The organism is Pseudomonas sp., from assembly GCF_017744435.1.
Classification (GTDB): Bacteria; Pseudomonadota; Gammaproteobacteria; order Pseudomonadales; family Pseudomonadaceae; genus Aquipseudomonas.
In genome coordinates this window covers 26,928-45,700 of record NZ_JAGIBG010000023.1, presented here as the reverse complement: position 1 = coordinate 45,700, position 18,773 = coordinate 26,928, and the positions used below count along the sequence as shown (strand labels likewise).

At 55.9% G+C, this 18,773-nt stretch carries 18 protein-coding genes and 1 pseudogene; 14 read left to right on the top strand and 5 right to left on the bottom strand.

The genetic code is table 11. The annotated features are described in order from the left end of the window. Positions 1–24 precede the first annotated feature (24 nt). The 5 genes from tssC to J7573_RS16510 form a co-directional block, all read right to left on the bottom strand. The gene (tssC, locus tag J7573_RS16530; protein WP_294337376.1) at positions 25–1,527 is read right to left on the bottom strand and encodes a type VI secretion system contractile sheath large subunit; all 1,503 of its coding nucleotides are present in this window, start codon (positions 1,525–1,527) and stop codon (positions 25–27) included. 14 nt (positions 1,528–1,541) lie between these two features. Continuing rightward, positions 1,542–2,081, bottom strand: coding sequence for a type VI secretion system contractile sheath small subunit (gene tssB, locus J7573_RS16525; protein ID WP_028697264.1), 540 nt, complete (start codon positions 2,079–2,081; stop codon positions 1,542–1,544). 64 nt (positions 2,082–2,145) lie between these two features. Further along, a complete protein-coding gene (locus J7573_RS16520; RefSeq protein ID WP_027917412.1) occupies positions 2,146–2,895 on the bottom strand; it encodes a hypothetical protein in 750 nt (249 codons plus the stop codon). A 440-nt stretch (positions 2,896–3,335) separates the two neighbouring features. Then, positions 3,336–3,905 carry a hypothetical protein gene (locus J7573_RS16515; RefSeq protein WP_294337363.1) on the bottom strand — a complete coding sequence of 190 codons (570 nt, stop codon included), beginning with the start codon at positions 3,903–3,905 and terminating at the stop codon, positions 3,336–3,338. 27 nt (positions 3,906–3,932) lie between these two features. Beyond that, the gene (locus J7573_RS16510) at positions 3,933–4,481 is read right to left on the bottom strand and encodes a hypothetical protein (protein WP_294337360.1); all 549 of its coding nucleotides are present in this window, start codon (positions 4,479–4,481) and stop codon (positions 3,933–3,935) included. Positions 4,482–4,575: 94 nt separating this feature from the next. Here J7573_RS16510 and J7573_RS16505 point away from each other — a divergent pair, with 94 nt between their 5' ends. The 14 genes and pseudogenes from J7573_RS16505 (at position 4,576) to J7573_RS16440 (ending at position 18,647) form a co-directional block, all read left to right on the top strand. Then, on the top strand, positions 4,576–4,710 hold the full coding sequence (locus J7573_RS16505; RefSeq protein ID WP_294337357.1) for a hypothetical protein: 135 nt from the start codon (positions 4,576–4,578) through the stop codon (positions 4,708–4,710). A gap of 366 nt (positions 4,711–5,076) precedes the next feature. Continuing rightward, positions 5,077–6,087: a hypothetical protein gene (locus tag J7573_RS16500; RefSeq protein ID WP_294337356.1), complete on the top strand. Its 1,011-nt coding sequence runs from the start codon at positions 5,077–5,079 to the stop codon at positions 6,085–6,087. Positions 6,088–6,090: 3 nt separating this feature from the next. Beyond that, positions 6,091–6,795: a hypothetical protein gene (locus J7573_RS16495; RefSeq protein ID WP_294337353.1), complete on the top strand. Its 705-nt coding sequence runs from the start codon at positions 6,091–6,093 to the stop codon at positions 6,793–6,795. Positions 6,796–6,826: 31 nt separating this feature from the next. Then, complete coding sequence (tssI, locus tag J7573_RS16490; protein ID WP_294337350.1) at positions 6,827–8,692, top strand: type VI secretion system tip protein TssI/VgrG; 1,866 nt, start codon at positions 6,827–6,829, stop codon at positions 8,690–8,692. 10 nt (positions 8,693–8,702) lie between these two features. Beyond that, positions 8,703–9,287, top strand: a complete 585-nt coding sequence (locus tag J7573_RS16485) for a DcrB-related protein (RefSeq protein WP_294337348.1) — start codon at positions 8,703–8,705, stop codon at positions 9,285–9,287. A gap of 35 nt (positions 9,288–9,322) precedes the next feature. Further along, the gene (locus J7573_RS16480) at positions 9,323–9,790 is read left to right on the top strand and encodes a DUF1795 domain-containing protein (protein ID WP_294337346.1); all 468 of its coding nucleotides are present in this window, start codon (positions 9,323–9,325) and stop codon (positions 9,788–9,790) included. Between the two features lie 6 nt (positions 9,791–9,796). Next, positions 9,797–14,017, top strand: coding sequence for an RHS repeat-associated core domain-containing protein (locus J7573_RS16475; protein WP_294337344.1), 4,221 nt, complete (start codon positions 9,797–9,799; stop codon positions 14,015–14,017). Between the two features lie 15 nt (positions 14,018–14,032). Then, on the top strand, positions 14,033–14,521 hold the full coding sequence (locus tag J7573_RS16470; protein WP_294337341.1) for an SMI1/KNR4 family protein: 489 nt from the start codon (positions 14,033–14,035) through the stop codon (positions 14,519–14,521). Positions 14,522–15,210: 689 nt separating this feature from the next. Next, the gene (locus J7573_RS16465) at positions 15,211–15,702 is read left to right on the top strand and encodes an SMI1/KNR4 family protein (protein WP_294337340.1); all 492 of its coding nucleotides are present in this window, start codon (positions 15,211–15,213) and stop codon (positions 15,700–15,702) included. Between the two features lie 184 nt (positions 15,703–15,886). Next, a pseudogene (locus J7573_RS16460) lies at positions 15,887–16,501 on the top strand (RHS repeat domain-containing protein); the annotation flags it as partial. Between the two features lie 55 nt (positions 16,502–16,556). Then, positions 16,557–16,826, top strand: a complete 270-nt coding sequence (locus tag J7573_RS16455) for a hypothetical protein (RefSeq protein WP_294337338.1) — start codon at positions 16,557–16,559, stop codon at positions 16,824–16,826. Between the two features lie 527 nt (positions 16,827–17,353). Continuing rightward, positions 17,354–17,722, top strand: a complete 369-nt coding sequence (locus J7573_RS16450) for a hypothetical protein (RefSeq protein ID WP_294337336.1) — start codon at positions 17,354–17,356, stop codon at positions 17,720–17,722. A gap of 115 nt (positions 17,723–17,837) precedes the next feature. After that, complete coding sequence (locus J7573_RS16445) at positions 17,838–18,278, top strand: immunity 22 family protein (protein WP_294337332.1); 441 nt, start codon at positions 17,838–17,840, stop codon at positions 18,276–18,278. Positions 18,279–18,299: 21 nt separating this feature from the next. After that, on the top strand, positions 18,300–18,647 hold the full coding sequence (locus J7573_RS16440) for a hypothetical protein (protein ID WP_294337331.1): 348 nt from the start codon (positions 18,300–18,302) through the stop codon (positions 18,645–18,647). The last annotated feature ends 126 nt before the right edge of the window (positions 18,648–18,773 follow it).

Genomic DNA, 18,773 nt, shown 5'->3' with positions numbered 1-18,773 from the left:
GTCATCCCTGTACACAGCGGCCGGTCAGCCGCGGGCGCCTTGCGGCAGTTCGGCGACCAGGCGCAGCGAGGCGGTCAGTTCGTCGAGCTGGTAGTGCGGACGCAGGTAGGTCACGGCCTTGTACACACCTGGCTTGCCGGGCACTTCGAACACTTCTGCACGAGCTTCGCGCAGCGGGAACTTGGCCTTGGCCTCCTGGCTGGCGGTGTCGTCGAGCAGCACGTAGCTGGCCAGCCACTGGTTGAGGAAACGTTCCACATCCATGCGCGAAGCGAAGCTGCCGATCTTGTCGCGCATGATCGCCTTCATGTAGTGGGCGATACGCGAGGTGGCGAAGATGTACTGCAGCTGCGCCGACAGGCGTGCGTTGGCGTTGGCGATGTCGGTGTTGTACTGCTTCTGCTTCTGCGCCGACTGGGTGCCGAAGAAGGCCGCGTAGTCAGTGCCCTTGCAGTGCACCAGGGGGATGAAGCCGAGGTCCGACAGCTCTTTTTCGCGACGGTCGGTGATGGCGATTTCGGTCGGGCACTTGAGGGCGATTTCGCCGTCGTCGGTCTTGAAGGTGTGGGTCGGCAGGCCTTCGACCAGGCCGCCACCTTCAACGCCGCGGATCGCCACGCACCAGCCGTAGCGGGAGAAGGCATCGGTGACGCGGGTGCCAAGGGCGTAGGCGGCGTTCATCCACAGGTACTTGTTGTGGTCGCGGCCGTCGACGCTTTCGACGAAGTTGAATTCCTCCACCGGCGTGGTATCCGGGCCGTATGGCAGGCGGCCGAGTACGTGGGGCAGGGTGAGGCCGACATAGCGAGAGTCTTCCGAGGCGCGGAACGACTTCCACTTGGCGTATTCGACGGTGTCGAAGATCTTCGCCAGGTCACGCGGGCCGGACATCTCGGTGAACGAGTCCCAGCCGAACAGCTCGGGCGAGGCCGCCGAAATGAACGGTGCGTGGGCCGCGGCGGCGACGTGCGAGATCTCTTCGAGCAGGTACATGTCTTCGGGGCTGCGCTTGAACTCGTAGTCGCCGATCAGCATGCCGAACGGGGCGCCACCGAAGGTGCCGTATTCTTCTTCGTAGACCTTCTTGAACAGCGCGCTCTGGTCGAATTCGCTGGCAGCCTTGAGGTCGCGCACCAGGTCTTTTTTCGAGGCGTTGAGCAGGTGGATCTTCAGCGTGGTGCTGGTCTCGGTCTGGTCGACCTGGTACTTCAGGCCGCGCCAGGAGGCTTCCAGCTGCTGGAATTCACGAGCGTGCATGATCTCGTTCATCTGCTCGGAGAGCATCGAATCGATTTCGGCGATGCGCGAGTCGAGCACGGCGATCAGGTCCTTGCTCGGGGTCATCTCGCCCTCGAGCACCTGGTTCACCAACTCGCCGATCAGGTCGCGGGTGCGGTTGCGCTCGGTGTCGGAGCGGGCCACGCGGCTTTGCGAGATGATGCTGTCGAGCAGCGATGGCTGCGGGGCGAAGTTTTCCACTTCGACCAGGTCGCCGGCCTGTTGCGGTGCGGTTTGCTTGTCAGTCATGTTCGGGCTCCTGCTCAGGCGCGATCGTCGCTGGACGGGTCTTTCACTTCGGCTTCACGGCCGAATTCCTTGCCCAGGGTCTTGAGCTTCTCGGTGTTCTGCAGCACGTCCATCAGCAGCTCTTCGAGCTTGTCGTTGCCGCCCATCTTGTTGCGCAGGTCGGCCAGCTTGTTGCGCACTTCCAGCAGCTTGCGCAGCGGCTCGACCTGCTTGACCACGTTTTGTGGCTCGAAGTCTTCGAGGCTGTTGAAGTTCAGCTCGACGCCGAGCTGGGTGCCGTTCTTGGCCAGGGTGTTGTCGACGCGGTAGGTCAGGCGCGGCTTGATGCCCTTGAGCACACCGTTGAAGTTGTCGCGGTCGATGAACACGAACTTGCGGTCCTTGAGCTTGGGCAGCGGCTCCAGCGGGTTGCCAGAGAAGTCGCCCAGCACGCCAACGACAAAGGGCAGCTCCTTTTTCTCGATGGCATCACCGATGTCCACGTCGTAGGTGATATGGACCCGAGGCGCGCGAACGCGGTCGAGTTTGTGCTGGGTGCTTTCCTTCTTCGCCATCGTGTTCTCCAGTGCGAGCAATTCGCTGCGAATCATTGCGCGGCCCGCCAGCGGGCCCTGCGCGTTACAGTCCTTCGATCGTCAGCAGCAGGCGCTGACGGATGTCGTCGTTCATTTCCAGGATGTTGTCGCGCCCAACCAGCTCTTCGAAGCTGGTGTTGCCGGCAATCTGCGTGCTGCTACGGATGACCGAATCGTCCGGAAGTTCCGAGCGTACCGGCGAGCTGATGACGCAGAACGGCAGGTCGCCAAAGCCCTTCAGGCGCTCGAAGCTCAGCCCGTAGCGCAGGCCTTCGAACAGCCGGCCCAGGCCCGGCGACTTGCTCAGGCAGTAGAACAGCACCAGGTAGTGCACCACGAAGCGGTACAGCTCGGCGCTGCTGCGGTTGGGGTCTTTGATGACGTTGCGAAACTGCGCCAGGTCGAAGGCGTGGAAGCCCACCACCCAGCGTGTCGGGCTGGTGATGCGAATGACCTGGCCGCTCTGCTCGAGGACCTTGTCGTATTCCAGCGGGAACAGTTCGGGGGTGGTGCTGATCAGGTTCAGCGGCACTTCCAGCTCGCTGACCAGCTGGAACGGCGCGGCCGAGCCGATGCGCTCGTAGAGTTCGATCAACGACTGGAAATGGCCCTGGGTTTCGCGCCCGCTGCTGCGCTGGGCGCCTTGCAGGTATTCGCCAAACAGGGTTTGCGGACGGATCAGCGGTGCCACGGTGGCAAGGTAATCCGCCGCCTGCGCCTTCAGCGCATCGGAGATCGCCCGCGTCTGGCTACGCAGCTTGATCAGTGCTTCGACATCGAATGTCTGTGTCATCGGTACATCGTCCATGAGCCTGCTTGATCGTCCTGAAACGCCAATGGCGTGGACCTGAAAATCGCGCCTCTCGGCTGCGGCAATTTGAGTGCTGGCACATGAATATCGTGTTGCCAGCAATGCCGAGTAGGGCACCCCGCTGCGGAAGAAGTTCCGGCGAGGGGCGCGATTTTTTCCCTGTTTTGTGATGTGACGCAATGATGGCGCCATGCCATTGGCGGTCGGTTTCGAGCGCGGGAAATGGGGCTTTGGCCCCTAAAGTCAGGGGGCTGAAGTGCTAAGAGAACGGTAAAAATTGGCGTTAAAAGTTTTTTTTAAAAAGTGAAGCGGGTCTCATTTTTCTTACGTCATGCCGTCGGCATTCGACTTCCATCGCGGCGAGTTTCAATGATGGCAATGCGACGGAATATGGCGTGCACGAAGCGGTTTCGTGCGGGCTCTTACAGCGGCTTTGCGCCCACCATGCGACCCTCGATTGCCCACTCCCACAACCACCCGAGCAAGGCATGCAATTCATCGGTGGCTTCGACTGACAGCGCGCCATCTTCATACAGCACGGCATCGCTGAGTGTGCCCATGCCGCGAGGCATTGCAAAAACGCTCAGGCGCACTTGTTCGGGATCGCTGTGCAGCCGCGAGCAGTAGCCCGTGAGCGTGTCGGCCCAGCTTGAGTGGCCGCCATCGCGCAGCAGCAATGTGGCTACTCGCGTCAGCACTGCGCAGACTTCCGTCAGATCCCAAGTGCACGGGTCAGCTGTGCCACGTTGGGCGCCAGGTTGCATCAGCAGCGCATGGTCCAGTTCGCGGCGGCGGCATCGAACGACCATGGGCAGCGCTGCTGATGATTCCTGCAACCAGGCCTCGTATCGCGCCTTGTCGATGCGGTAATACTCTTCGTAATCGACCATGGCATTGCTGACCGGGATGGACAGGTAGCACTGCTGGCTAGCCAGTTCTATCCCTAGCGAAAAACGGTGCGCTCGGCTGGTGTAGGTGTCATTGAATCTCATGTTGGGAAGCACCTTGGAGGCGGACTGCTAGCGGCCATCCACCTGGATGCAGATGTTCTTGGTGTCCACGTTTTTGCATGGCCAGTTATCGTTGATGTAGCTATCTGGTGTGAAGCACATGCGCTCGTCGTTTACCCAGAACATCTGCCATCCGGAGCCCGAAATACGCAGCTTGGGGCAAGACCAGTAGCCCTTGGCGGAGAGTGTGGCAGCGGTCAGCGCGATCACGACAGGTGCCAGGACCATGAGTGCGACCGTCAGTTGAATCGAGCGCAATTGCCACGTGTAGAGCCAGGACTTCTTCGGTGGGTCGAATTTCTGGCCGGTCCAGGCGGCGATCAAGCACCCCACGGCCATCATCGGCGTGAACGGCAATGCCGAGATCACGAAGAATGACATCAGGGGCGTTTCCACGACCGGTGCATGCCGGTAGATGCGACCGTAAAGCGGGACGATTTCTGTCCAGAGCACGTAGACGCCAAGTGCACCCACAGCCAGCAGGCAGAGGGCCAGGCCAATGCCCGCCAGTTTGAAAAGGACTGGGGATCTTACATGGAGTTCGGCATGATTCTTCACGATAGCCTCAGCGTTCCTTGCTGCATCGGTCTGGTCTTTACTGCCGCCTGCATGGGTCGTTGCCTGTGAGTAGCAGGTTCAGCAGGATGTTCGCATGGATGAGCGCAACCCACAGCAACGAATGAGCATGATCGACCTGAAAATTCAAGATCGGGATTTGCTTCTGAAGCACGAAGATATCTGGGTATTAGTTGTATCGATATATTTTGGGGTTGTTTTTAATCATTGACCATTCTCGGAATGGGCAGCGTAATGATGTCACCCCTACAATCCAGGGTATTCGGGTGGTCATTGATATCAATATGATATTGCTCGGCATCATGTAAGGTTGACAAGCCAGCGCGTTCCGGTGTTTTCTCTCCGGCTCTAGTCAGGCTGATTACGAACTGTGATGCAGTTGGCATTTTTCATTTTTTACCGGGAACTTCGCTGCACTGCTTTGGTCGCACCGCCTATTGCGTGATATCACCGCGCCCGCCTGAGCGGGCTGAGACAGGAATTTAGTGAGCATGGAGCTATGTATGTTGCCAGGTAACCACGCTGCCTTCATTGACCTTGCCCCAAACACACCATTGCCAGTTGTGCGGGGGACAGTGTGAACAGCATTTACCCCTGTACCGCAGCTGATCCAATGGGCGTCGGCCCTCAGGACGGGTTATTAGGTGACGGTGCCTTGCCTTGGCCCAGCGACGTTGCAGCTCGCGCGTTTCCATCCACGGTGGATATCGGCGGTTCGTATGCGATTGACTCTATCAGCGGCATGGAGTTTTTAATTGCCGAGCTCAGTAATCCGGAAAGTGACCTGAGCGAAACGGAGAGCGAAGAATATCTTGCGCTGCTCTGCTCTTTGCTCAGCGAAGCCAAATCTTCCGGTGCGGCGGGTGCGGAACAATTATTGGCCCTGAAACAGAAGGCCGAGTTGATCCCGGTCGTGGGCCCCTTGTTATTCTCCACCACGAACCTGCCTGGCACGCTTGCCAGCGTAGGGGGCATTGTTCACTCGGGCGCCCAGGCCACCAAGGTGGAGAACTTGCTGGACTTGACCGACGCCACTAAAAAACAATTGAAACGATGGGCCTCTTCACGTGGAAAGCCGGGAAGCGTTTCTCCACGCCGTGCATTTCGTGGGCGCATAAAGCTCGTCAGCAAAGGTGGTAATCTTTTTTTTGAAATTCCTGCTACAGCAAAAGCCAATGTTTATCGTGTGGCCGGAAAGGTCGTTGGCGATGTGATTCACCTTCCTGCATATGGGACTTCAAAAGAACTCAGCCGGTTGGCTCATGTCGATAATAATGGTTATGGGCAACGCGGCGTCGGAAAAGTACTGAACAAAGCAGGGCCCGCGCTGGCGTTTGGCCCACAGCTTTTCATGGATGCTCATGATGCAACCAGTGTCGAAGACTTCTTCAAACGATCTGCTTACAGTCAGCCGACGAACGCGGCGGCATTTGCGGCCGGTTGGGTCATTGGTACTTTCGTGGGTGGGCCCGCCATCGTCGTGCTTGCCGTGGGCTGGATTGCCGGTGTCGTGGTGCAGCTGGTCATGAGCGATGAAGAAACAGGGGCGGGCAGGGCCATTGGCAATTTCTTGACTGGAAAAGACTAGCGTATGTTGGCAATTGAGCTTGAGAGGTTTTTTGCAAAAATCCTGGCGGCAGGGTTCTTTTACTCTATGTTTGCGGCTTTTGCCGCTGGCATCATGCCACAGGTGTTTTTCGTGCCGGCGATCATTACCCTGCTGGTCTGTATCTATTGGTCTGTACTCTGTGCCTATCGCACCGAGCGGTTCACCACGTACGCTAGTTTTCGATTGTTCACTAATTTGTTTGTGACGCCGATGTTGGCATTTGTGCTGATACTGGTCGTGAGTTACAAGCGTGCAAAGCTGGACCCGGTTGCTGCTGTTGCGCTGAGTTGTGTGCCATTTGCCATTGTTGCAATCGCCTATGTCGTGCTGCGCCAGCGACCCGTCGAGCGGCAACTCCTCAAGGTGGTAGGAGGGCGCGTTGAGGTACTGGAAGAGGCGCCTTCACACAGCCCATGGATGGCAGGGGTGAGTGCAACTGCAGGCGGCTTGGTTTATTCGGTTTTTCGCCAATACGACTCCCTGTATATGGGGGTAATTGTTTTGGCGGTGTCAATATCAATCTATATGGTGTTTTACTGTCGCCATAGTATTTCCTCGCTTCGGGCGCTCAGGCAGCAGGAAGCAAGCGAAGGGTGCCAATACACCTTCATGGATATTGAGGGTGTACGGGCAAAGCGCGCAGATTCTCTGCTCGGTAGACTCTTCGCGATTAAGCACAGCCAATAAGGCTTGCCACGCATAAGCTTGGAGGACGATCATGCTAATGGAAAATTTCTCAATCTCATCCCTGTTGAATCCACAAAACAGGCGCTTGTTCAAACTTAACATTCACGCCACGTCGGGCGTGGAAAGTTTTGTGCTTGAAAATTTTTCAGGTAATGAAGGGCTGTCGCGGCTGTATCAGTTCGATCTTGCATTGTTGAGCGATACGGCCAATGTCAAGTTGAAGTCGCTAATCGGTCGTCCTGCCACGCTTGAAATCGAGCTTGCCGATGGCACTGTTCGTCATGTAAATGGCTACATCAACCGGTTCAGTTCCCAGGGCAGCGATGGAGGCTATGTCCGCTATGCTGCGATACTGAGCCCTTGGTTGTGGATGTTGACCTGTCGGTACGACTCACGCATCTTTCAGAGTAAAACCGTAGAGGATGTCGTCAGTGAAGTGTTCGCGGGTTTCGGTACATTGCCAAAGTATGAGTTTCGCCTTGGCAAGGCGCTCAAGCAGCACAGTTATATCACGCAGTATCGAGAGAGCGATTTCAACTTCGTCCAGCGGTTACTCGAAAACGAAGGGTTGTTTTATTATTTCGAGCATACGGCGGACTCGCACACACTGATCATCACTGATGATTCCAGCACGTTGCTACCGTTGCCCGAACAACCGCAGATTCGTTTCCACAGCGCTTCGGTGACCGAGACCGCAGATTCGATCATGCAGTGGCGCGCCACGCGTCAGCTTCAGTCCGGCAAAATCGCCGTACGGACCTTTGACTATCGTCAGCCTCGTAACTTTCTTCCGGTGACCATGCAGAGCCTTAACGAGCAAGGTGATGTAGAGCGTTTTGAAATCTATGATTTCCCCGGGCAATACACGCATGGCACCTACGAAGATGGCGAGTCCATGGTGCGCAATCGTGTTGAGGCGCTTGAGCTACTCGGTAAGACGTTTTATGGCGACAGCAATTGCCGCGCCATGAAGCCTGGTTATACCTTTGAGTTGACCCAGCACTACGAGCACGATCTGGGTGACGCTGAGAACCGGCAGTTTTTGTTGATCAGCGTTGAGCACCGCGGCAGCAATAATTACATGACCGGCGACCAAGCCGGTTACTTCAACAAATTTGTATGCGTCCGAAAAAAAATTCCTTACCGGCCTCAGTTGAGCACCCGCAAACCTTCAATCAATGGGCCACAAACCGCCATTGTTGTCGGCCCACCTGGTGAGGAAATTTACACGGATGAGCTGGGTCGGGTGAAATTGCAGTTCCATTGGGATCGGCAAGGCCAGTTCAACGACCAGAGCTCCTGCTGGGTACGCGTTGCCCAATCCGGTGCCAGCGGCGGCTTCGGCAGCATCCAGATCCCGCGTGTGGGCGACGAAGTGGTGGTGGTGTTCCTCGACGGCAACCCGGACCGCCCGCTGATCATGGGCAGCCTGTACAACAGCAGCAACACGCCGCCATGGTCGCTGCCGGCGAACAAGACCCAGAGTGGCTTCCTGACCCGATCGATGAAGGGCGACGGCGGTACCGCCAACTTCTTCCGCTTCGAGGACAAGGCCGGCGCCGAGCAGATCATCATGCATGCCGAGCGCAACATGGACACCGAGATCGAGCTGGATGAGACCCATGATGTGGGCAACAACCGTTCGATCACGGTGGGTGGCACCCACACCGAAACGGTCAAGAAAGACACCGTGGTGCAAGTGACCGACGGCTCCTACACCCTCCAGGTGGACAACCAGTTCATTCAGGTGGCGGCCAAGCAGCACATCATCCTGCAGGTCGGCGACAGCAGCATCACGCTGACCCCGGAAGGCATCGAAATCAAGGGAAAGGTCATCACCACCACCAGTACCGACATCACCAAGATCACGGGCGCCCCGGTGCGGATCAACGACTGAGGCCAGGCCCATGTACAAACCTTCGATCTACGACCGGATCTCCGCGCGGCGCGAAGCGCTGGAGGAGGAGGCACGCCTGGCCAAGCTGGTGGAAGCAGCCAAGGCGGCCGAGCCGGAACCAGAGCCAGAACCGGTCCCTGTGGCGCTGCAGGATGTGGCCAGCGGCTTCACCTTCGGCGGATTCAACCTCCAGTTCCCGGCCGGTTTTCGTTTTCGCGACATCCAGACCACCCTCGAGCATGAAGGCGAGCCAGTCTCCTTGAATATTCGCCGTCGCGACGTGCGTGCCCAGCAGTCCCTGGCGCAATTGTTCGAGGCCGCGATTCAGGCCTTGCGTGAGCAGAACCCGCAACTGCGGGTTATTCGCCAACGCGATTGCCATGTAGCGGGCAGCCCGGCCAAGGCGCTGGATTTCCACTTCAATGCCGGCCATGAGCCGCGCCACGGTCGGCTGGTCGGTACTCTGGTTCCCGTCGAAGGCAGCGACATGCCGCAGTGGCTGGACCTCGCCTGCGTGATCGACCCGACCAACCCTGGCCTGAGCCAGTGGCTGGCCGAGTTCGACCGCATGCTCGATGGTTTCGCGCTGCGCTGACCCCCATTCTTTTTGCTATCAGGAATTTTCATCGCATGGACTACGAGTTGCAGGAAGGCAGCATCGCACTGCCGACAGGTTTCGAGGACCGCACGGTCAACATGTTCGTCCTTGGTGCCAGTGTCCCGGCACCGTTGAGCATCACCATCTCGCGTGACACCTTGCTGCCCGACGAAGCACTGCAGGCCTATGTCGACCGCCAGATCAAGATGCTCACCTCGAAGCTGCGCGGCTACACCCGCATGGGCAACAAAGCCGTCTTGCTCTCGGCGACCGTGCCGGTCGCCGGCATCCAGATTGACGCCTACTACATGAACCAGGGCCGCCCGCTGTACCAGCGCCAGGCCGCCTTCATCATCAGCCCCGGGCGTGCGCTGATCTTCTCCACGACTGCACAAGCTGACTTCAGTGCCCAGCAGAACCAGGACTGGGACAACCTGCTGGCCAGTTTCACCCCGCGCAACCCGGTCGCGGCCAGCGCCGAGCCCGGCGAACAGGAGTAACCCTTCATGTTCGAAGCGGCCAGGTTTGGCGACGACATTTCGCACACCAGCGCGCTGGGCGGCTTCCTGATCGGAGCTGCCCTGGGCATCGCGCTAGTGGCCACGGTGGCCATCGCCACCTTCACCTGCGGGTTCGGCGTGGCCTTGCTGGCCGGCCTCGCGGCCGGTATCGGAGGCAGCTTGCTGACCGCCGCCGGAGAGGCGATAGGCAGTATGTTCTCGTCCCCCTCAGGGACGATAACCACTGCCTCACCCAACGTCTTCATCAACAGCCGCAAGGCCGCCCGCGTCGAAAAAAGCATCGGTGCCTGCGACAAGCACCCCGGGCCGGTGCAGATCGCCGAAGGCTCGACCAACGTCTTCATCAACAGCGTCGCCGCTGCGCGCAAGGGCGACAAACTGACCTGCGGTGCGACCATCTCCGGTGGTTCGGATAACGTCATCGTCGGTGGCGGTACCTATCGCTACCTGCCGGTCGACGACGAAATCCCGCAATGGCTGCGTACCACCGTGGATGTACTGATGGCCATCGCCGGTGCCGCCGGCGGTATCGCCCAGTTGATCAAGGCCGGTACCCAGGCCGGCATGAAAGCCATCATGCCTTGCGCCCTCAAGTTCACCGCAGGCTTCATCGCCGGTGAAGTCGCCAGTCGCTACGTGATCGAGCCCGTGGCACGCAAAGCCATCGGTGGCCTGATCGGCAATCCGGTCGACCTCACTACCGGCCGCAAGCTGATCCCCGATGAAATCGACTTCAGCCTGCCCGGCCTGATGCCGATCGAGTGGTCGCGCTTCTACGCCAGCGACCTTACCGTCGACAGCGTGCTCGGCCGCGGCTGGGTGCTGCCCTGGGAGCAGAGCCTGCGCCGCCAGGGCTCGTTCATCTACCTGACTGACAACCAGGGCCGCGAAGTCCCGTTCGTGACCCTGCAGCCGGGCGAGCGCATCTACAACCCGCACGAACAGGTGTACCTGGTGTGCACCGAGGGCGGCCACTACCTGCTGCAGACCCTCGACAACCTGTTCTTCTACTTCGGCGAGGTGCCAGACAGCAACACCGAAGTCCCGCTGCAACGCATCGAAAACGCCCTCGGCCACTTCCTGCACTTCACCCGCACCCCCGATGGCACCCTGACCGACATCAGCGCCACCGGCGGCACCCGCGTGCACCTGCACTACGACCACCCGCTGGGCCGGCTGACCGACATCAAGCGCGTGGTCGACAACCAGGCCGTCGAAACGCTGACCCAGTACCGCTACGACGAACACGGCCAGCTGACCACGGTCATCAACCGCAACGGCGATACCGTGCGCAGCTTCAGCTACGCCGAAGGCCTGATGGTGACCCACAGCAACGCCCTGGGCCTGGGCTGCCACTACCGCTGGGAAACCCAGGGCGATAAACCACGGGTGGTCGAGCACTGGACCAGCGATGGCGAGCACTACCATTTCCGCTACGACCTCGACGCCCGCACCAGCTGGGCCACCGACGTGCTCGGCCGCGAACTGGAAGTGCAGTACAACGCGGATCATCGCGTAGTCGCCAGCCGCGACTACGGTGGCGAGCGTTACGCCATCGACCTGGACGAGCAGGGCAACATGGTCGGTTTGAGCTTGCCAGAAGGCAATCGCCTGACCTTCAAGTACGACGAGTTCGCCCGCCTGCTCGAAGAAACCGATCCGCTGGGCCGCAAGATCCAGTACGAATACCACCACCTGACCACGCTGGTGACCCAGGTCAGCTACCCGGACGGCAGCACCTGGACGGCGCGTTACGACGACAAGGGCAACCTGCTCGCCGAGTTCGATGCCCTCGGCCAGATGACCGAATACCTCAACAGCGATGACGGCCTGCCGCACACCATCATCGATGCGACCTACAAGTCCAAGTACCTGTGGTGGAACACCCTGGCCCAGGTTGAGCGTTACCAGGACTGCTCCGGCAAGAGCACCTACTACCGCTATGACGAGCGTCAGCACCTGGTGGCGGTGACCGATGCGCTGAACCAGACCACTTCGTTGGAGCGCAAACCGGACGGGGAAGTGCTGCGTATCACCCATCCGGACGGCACCAAGGAAACCTTCACCTACAACGTCTACGGCCAGGTGCTCAGCCACACCGACGGCAAGGGCCAGACCATCCGCCTGATGCGCACCGCCCGTGGGCTGCCGAGCAGCCGCGAGGATGCCAAGGGCCAGCGTGTACGTTACGAGTACGACAAAGCCGTGCGCCTGACTGCATTGGTCAACGAGAACAATGCGACGTACAGCTTTGCCTACGACGCCTCGGATCGGCTGAGCGAAGAGGTGCGGGTGGATAACCTGACCCGACGCTTCAGCTACAACGTCGGTGGTCATCTCACCCGGCTGGATGAGATTGGCTACGGCGATAATGCCGAGCGCCCGGAGCGGCATACGCTGTTCGAGCGCGACAGCATTGGCCGCTTGATCGCCAAGCTCAATCGCGATGCGCAGCAGCAGTTCACCTACGACGACGGTGACCGGTTGCTGAGCATTGAGCGCCACCCGAGTGGTACCGGCAAGCAGCTTGGGGTAACCGAAGAAAAGCTGGAGTACGCCTACGACCTGCTGGGCCGGTTGACGCAGGAAATCACGCCCGATGGGACACTGGGCTACGAGTACGATCCGCTCAGCAACCTGACCACCTTGACCCTGCCAGATGGCCGCAAGGTCAACCACCTGTATTACGGCAGCGGGCACCTGCACCAGCTGAATCTGGACGGTCAGGTAATCAGCGACATGGAGCGCGACGACCTGCACCGTGAGGTCTATCGCACCCAGGGCAAGCTCACCAGTTGCTTTGGCTATGACGCGATGGGGCGCAAGGCCTGGCAGTTTGCCTCGACCTTGCCCGCAGACAAGCTTTCGCAGGTACATAACACTGGCATCAATACCTCGCTGCTGGTGGAGCACGTCTACAACCCGATTCACCGTCGTTACCAGTATGACCCGGCCGGTGAGTTGGTGCGTACCCTCGACAAGCTACGCGGCGAGATCAAGTACGAATATGAAGCCAACGGCCAGTTGCGCAGCCGTGATACCGGCTCGCTGGTGGGCGGCGAAGAGTTCCGCTACGACGCGGCGGCGAACCGCCTGAACTTCAATGCCCGGCAGTTTGACAAGGTCAAGGACAACCGGATCAAGCAGTGGCGGGATCAGGAGTATCGCTACGACCCTTGGGGCAACCTGATCGAGAAGCGCTCGGGGCACAGCAAGCTGCAGACCTTTGCCTATGACTGCGAGAACCGGTTGGTTCGGGCTGAAACCGTGGTCAATGGCAAGCTGGAGAGTACCGGGCAGTATCGCTACGACAGCCTTGGGCGGCGGGTGGCCAAACAGGCTGAGATCAACGGCGTAGTCGAGCACAAGCGCTTCCTCTGGCAAGGCTTGAGGATGCTGCGGGAAGAGACGCCTGGGCAGAGCATCCTGTACCTGTATGAGCCGAGTAGCTATGCGCCGTTGGCGCGGGTCGATCAGATTGAAGGGGAAGAGCAGAAGCTCTACTACTTCCATACTGACCAGATTGGTACGCCACTTGAGCTGACGGATAGCGATGGCAAGATCGTTTGGCAGGCGACGTATCGCTCGTGGGGGGCTGTGGAGCAGCTAGCCGTTAGTGAAGTCGATCAGAATCTACGATTCCAAGGTCAGTACTTCGATGACGAAACGGACCTGCATTACAATACTTTTAGATACTATGCTCCGCAAAGTGGCCGTTTCATTAGTCAGGATCCAGTAGGGTTGTTGGGCGGCGCAAATCTCTATCGTTATGCACCAAATCCATGCACATGGATCGATCCGTGGGGGTGGGCGTATAAAGGTGTTGATTTTACTGGTTCCCCTGATCTGTTCCCGGTGACCGGAAATCAGAAAAATATTGTGACGATAACCATGCAGGGTTCAAGGCCGCGGGACTTTACACAAGCATTTAAAGAGGCTGGAATAAAGGCTTCTAATCCTGCCGTCGATGATTATACATGGCATCATGTGGATGACTTCGATCCCAAGACGGGTAAGACGACTATGCAGCTTGTTAAAACGTCGGCGCATGAAGCGACTTTCCCGCATGGCGGTTCTGTGTCCCAATATGAAAAGCATTTTGGTTTGCGCTCGGGTCGTTATGGCAAGCCAGAGTCGATTGCTATTGCTCAAGATAAAGGCTGGCTTAAAGGTCGTGCTCCAAAAACTAATACCGGAACATGCTGATTTGAGAGGTTTGTCATGTCAATAAAGTTGTCAAGATCTGAGTCGGCTATTGAAGTAAGTGATGTCGAGGTTCTTGAGAGTCAGGTTTCCACTCATTTGCCTGACTCATTCAAACAGTTCTTTTTGAAGCATAATGGCGGCGTGCCTGATAGAGATTGGTGGGATGGTGATGACGAAAACGAAGCAATTCGATTAAAGAGGTTTAAAGCCATCGCCCGGTCTGACGCTCAAGATGCTTCTGATACAAAGTATCTAGGCGGGTGCTATATGGCAATGACAGGGCGAAAAGTTATACCGGCAACCTTGCTCCCGTTTGCTATTGATGATGGTGGTAATTTTTTCTGTCTTGACTTGGTCGATGGAGGTGTCTGTTTTTATGCAACCGACTCTTTTGACTCAGATTTGACTATTACTGAGAATCAATTAAATGCTTATCGCTGGCTTGCTGAGACATTTGATGCTTTTGTCTCTGGCCTAAAGCATGAATCGGACGTTGATTTTTGAAAAAGCTGCAAAAAATCGTTTTGGACTTTGCCCAGTAAGGTGGAGGAATCTATATAGAAAGTGTAATGCTGGAACGGCCTATGCTATTTGTATAATTGCGAGGCCTTCTGGTCGGAGTGATCCCCGTTAGACACATTTCGGTAAGCGGGACGAATCAGCCTTGCATGAGGACGCGCAATGTGCTGCGGTAGATACTGTTGCTGGAGAACCTCGTGGTAGTTTTGGGTATTATGCTTTGCGCCAATATTATGTGGTTAATGAGTTTGGGTAAAGTGCATGGCATGGCGATTATTTGTTCGAGAGTAATCGCTATTAACATGTTTGGCGTGGTCGGGGATAAGTATTATTATCAAATCTTTAGGGCGTTAAATTGTGATGGTGTGGTTGAATCTTGAGTGGTAGCACGTTATGCCAGCAGGTTGGCAAGTCTTTGTGGTTTTAGTATAAGTAATCGGAAAGCTCAGATTTGGATTTTTGAGGAATGATGCTTTCTATATGGATTGTGTGGTCGGAATTTTTAATGGCTTGGCGTTGTTGCCATGTATAGGGTCGGCGGCACAATTGGAGAAGCATTTCGGCTTGCCTTCTGGATCTTACGGGATGCCGTAAGCTGTAGCTATCTCTCAGGGCAAGGGGGCTGAAGAGTCGCCCACAAAAGTCAACGCCTACAACTTGCTGTGGGCTATGTAGTGGATGATTTTAAACTCTTCAATTCTGATGTCGCTATTTCTGGGCTTGATGTTGATGCACTTGAGTCTGAAATCGGTATGAGATTTCCTGCCGAATTTAGGGCGCTATACCTGACCTTCAATGGGGGTGAGCCTAATCGGACATTTTGGGCGGAAGACGAAAATTATGAGCCGATTAGAGTTGAGGATTTTAAGAGTATTGCTAGTGGTGGGGCTGTAGACAATGATGAGACTAAGTGCATAGGTGGTTGTTTCAGGTTTATGGTGAGCAGGAATGTCTTGCCCACACACTTGGTGCCATTTGCCGTAGATGAGGCGGGTAATTTTATTTGCCTTGATAAAAATGAGGGCAAGGTGATTTATTTTGCGGTGGACATTTTTCAGCCAGGTATTGATATGCATCTAAATCACATCAATGCCCAAAGGATTCTTTCGTTGTCATTTCATGAGTTTATTGAGTCCTTGATTTATGAGGATCAAGTTGATCAGTAAGTGTGTGAGGTGGTGCCCTGAAGGCTGAAAGCATTTATTGGCTTTAGCGCTTTGGCGAGATTGTCAGTAAATTCTGGCTTTAATATTTCCTCCGGTGTCATACATTTTAAGTGGATTCAGTGTGGCTGGGATCTTTAATAACTTAACGTTGGAGGGCTGAGGCGCTAGCCTCAGTCATTCCAGTAACGCCGACCACCGCGTGGTCGCCAGCCGTGACTACGGTGGTGAGCGCTACGCCATCGCGCTGGACGAGAACGGCAACATGGTCGGCCTCGACTTGCCGGACGGTAATCGCCTGACCTTCAAGTACGACGAATATGCCCGCCTGCTCGAAGAAACCGATCCGCTGTGCCGCAAGACCGCCTACGAGTATCACCACCTGACGACGCTGGTGACCCAGGTCAGTTACCCGGATGGCAGCACCTGGCGAGCGCGTTACGACGACAAGGGCAACCTGCTCGCCGAATTCGATGTCCTCGGCCAGATGACCGAGTACCTCAACAGCGACGATGGCCTGCCGCACACCATCATCGATGCGACCTACAAGTCCAAGTACCTGTGGTGGAACACCCTGGCCCAGGTCGAGCGTTATCAGGATTGCTCCGGCAAGAGCACCTATTACCGCTATGACGAGCGCCAGCACTTGGTGGCCGTGACCGATGCGCTGAACCAGACCACCAGCCTGGAGCGCAAACCGGACGGGGAAGTGCTGCGCATCACCCATCCGGACGGAACCAAAGAATCCTTCACCTACAACGTCTATGGCCAGGTGCACAGCCACACCGGCGGCAAGGGCCAGGCCATCTGCCAGAACAATTAAATAACGGCAAAAAGTTTGCTGTTAGGAGGTGCTTATGATTCCCGCAAAATTCAAGGTTTTATTCGAAAATTTACAGTCTAAATTTGAAATGGACCCTCCTGAAATTTCGTGTGCGCAGCAGGTCAAAGGTGAGGGTGTAAAATGGTCGAAGGGTCCTAGTTTTTCAATAGTACCTTTTGGACTAGAGTTGGCCGGAGAGACTCCGTCTCCTATTTTAGATGATGAGCCAAATAGCAAAAAAATTGCTTTAAGTTTTATTGTTCTGAGGCCGGAGGATTTTATAGGTCAGATATATACGGTGTGAGTTCGACGGTAATAGAAACTGAAATATATCAGGAAGAGGGTCGGATCAGGTCGTCAGTTCGATTTAATGATGATGGAGAAGCGGTTCGCGTCTCTGGTGTTGTCTTTGAAAATGGAGATCCATATATCTCGTGTCGCCTAGAAGATGATGGCGAGTACTGGTGTTATGAGTATAAGTATGAAGGTCGGCAGGTGTCTTCAATGGTTGTATATGCCACTAACAGCATGCCTGGTACGGAAATATTTGTAGAGCGATATGGCGATGATTTGGTTGGTCTGTGTTTTTTTAATGATGATTCGAAGATTTATGTTTACAGGGGTTAGTTGATGGGGCATGGGGATCGCGGTATCGTGGCGATATGTATTGCATATGAGTAGGACTTCATTCTTGCCCAGGCTACATGCGAGGTTTTGTTGCGATTAATTGCTGGGTTGCTTTGAGGAATAATTTATGAATATATTGGCGCTGTCCTACATTGCCACGAGTATGACGATTTTCTTGACTAAGGATGAGAGGAGCTTAAGCGGTTGAAAGACTTGGCTACGTTCACACATCTGATCCATGGAAAAGGCTTCTTCGAGGCTATTGCAGCAGGTGTCGAAGACTGGGAGGCCTTGCTCGATAAGCGTGAGCGACCTGCTTTTGACAATGCCTGGGGAAGTGCATTTGAAGCACTGCGTGAAATGAGCTATCAAAACCCAATGGCCGAAGCTGATGTTACCTCGTTGAGGGAGTTTGCATTCAAGGCTATGTTTCGCCTCACCGAAGACGCTGACATTGCCGCTTACGTCTGTGATGATATCGGTTTGATTGCTGATGCTCTGGTAAAAGGTCTTGTGTCTTCTCACTGCGATCAGTTACTTGCCAGCTATAAAGCAGGAATCTTTCCTTGCTAAGCCTTGATGTTTGCTATCGCTGGCGGGCAGGTTCATTTCAAGCGGGTGGTGATTGGCAGTGGCATCGATCGATAGATATTCTGGATTTCGTTGAATTAAAATTGAGGCTCAGAGGATGATTGGCGAACAAGGTGAGGTCGTAGATAAATACGATGTTGATCGTTTTAACAGGGTTCACCTCTGGCTAGGCGTGAATTTCACCGACGAAAAAGAATACCTGAAATACTTTGAAATCGACTACTCAAGCGATTATGAAATTGACGACCCCCAATACCCAGTCTGTCAGTTTTGTGCCGATGTTGGCGAACGCTGGTATGACGAGGATTTCATCGGCATCATTCCACGCAAGCCAGTATTGGTGGAGATTGACGCCATGCTGGGCGAGTCCGCAATCGATGCAAGCGAGTGGAGCAGGGTCAAAGCCATGTGCGCCAGGCTCGGCATTGTGAAGATGAATGCAATGTTCTGGTATTCTGACGGCAGCTTGAATATTTCGACGCCATTGAAAGAGCACTACAACGGCTTACGCTATATTGGGCTGTTCGAGGGTAATTAAGGCGTAGACAGGAAGTTGACCATGAGTAACCAGGCATTTGTAGATGCTGTTTTTTCCGAACTGTTCAGTGAGCATTTCCACCACTACAAGGATGCACTCACCAGACCCGTTGATGGAGAGCAGGATGCCTATGCTCGCGCGCGCAATGCGCTTGCGTTGTTAAGTGCCGGGCAAAGGCATGATGTTGTCGAATTCCTTAAGGTGGTGATTGCCGATAGCGCCTCTGTGCTATTGGAGACTCTGGATGGTGTCCACTTCCCGGGTGATTTTGAGGGTGAGTGCGTTGTGCGCCTTGATGGAGAGGAAATTCAGGGCGATTTGCAGGATATGTTCATCCAGAAAGCCTTGGGTCAAGGTATTTACGATTGAATACGGACTGAGCATGTGACGTGACACGATCGGAGTGCATTGCAGCAACGCCGGGTGGCCGGTGAAAAATGTGTTGGATGGCACAGGCTTCGCCCGTGTTCGCGGGGCAAGCCCGCTCCTACAGGG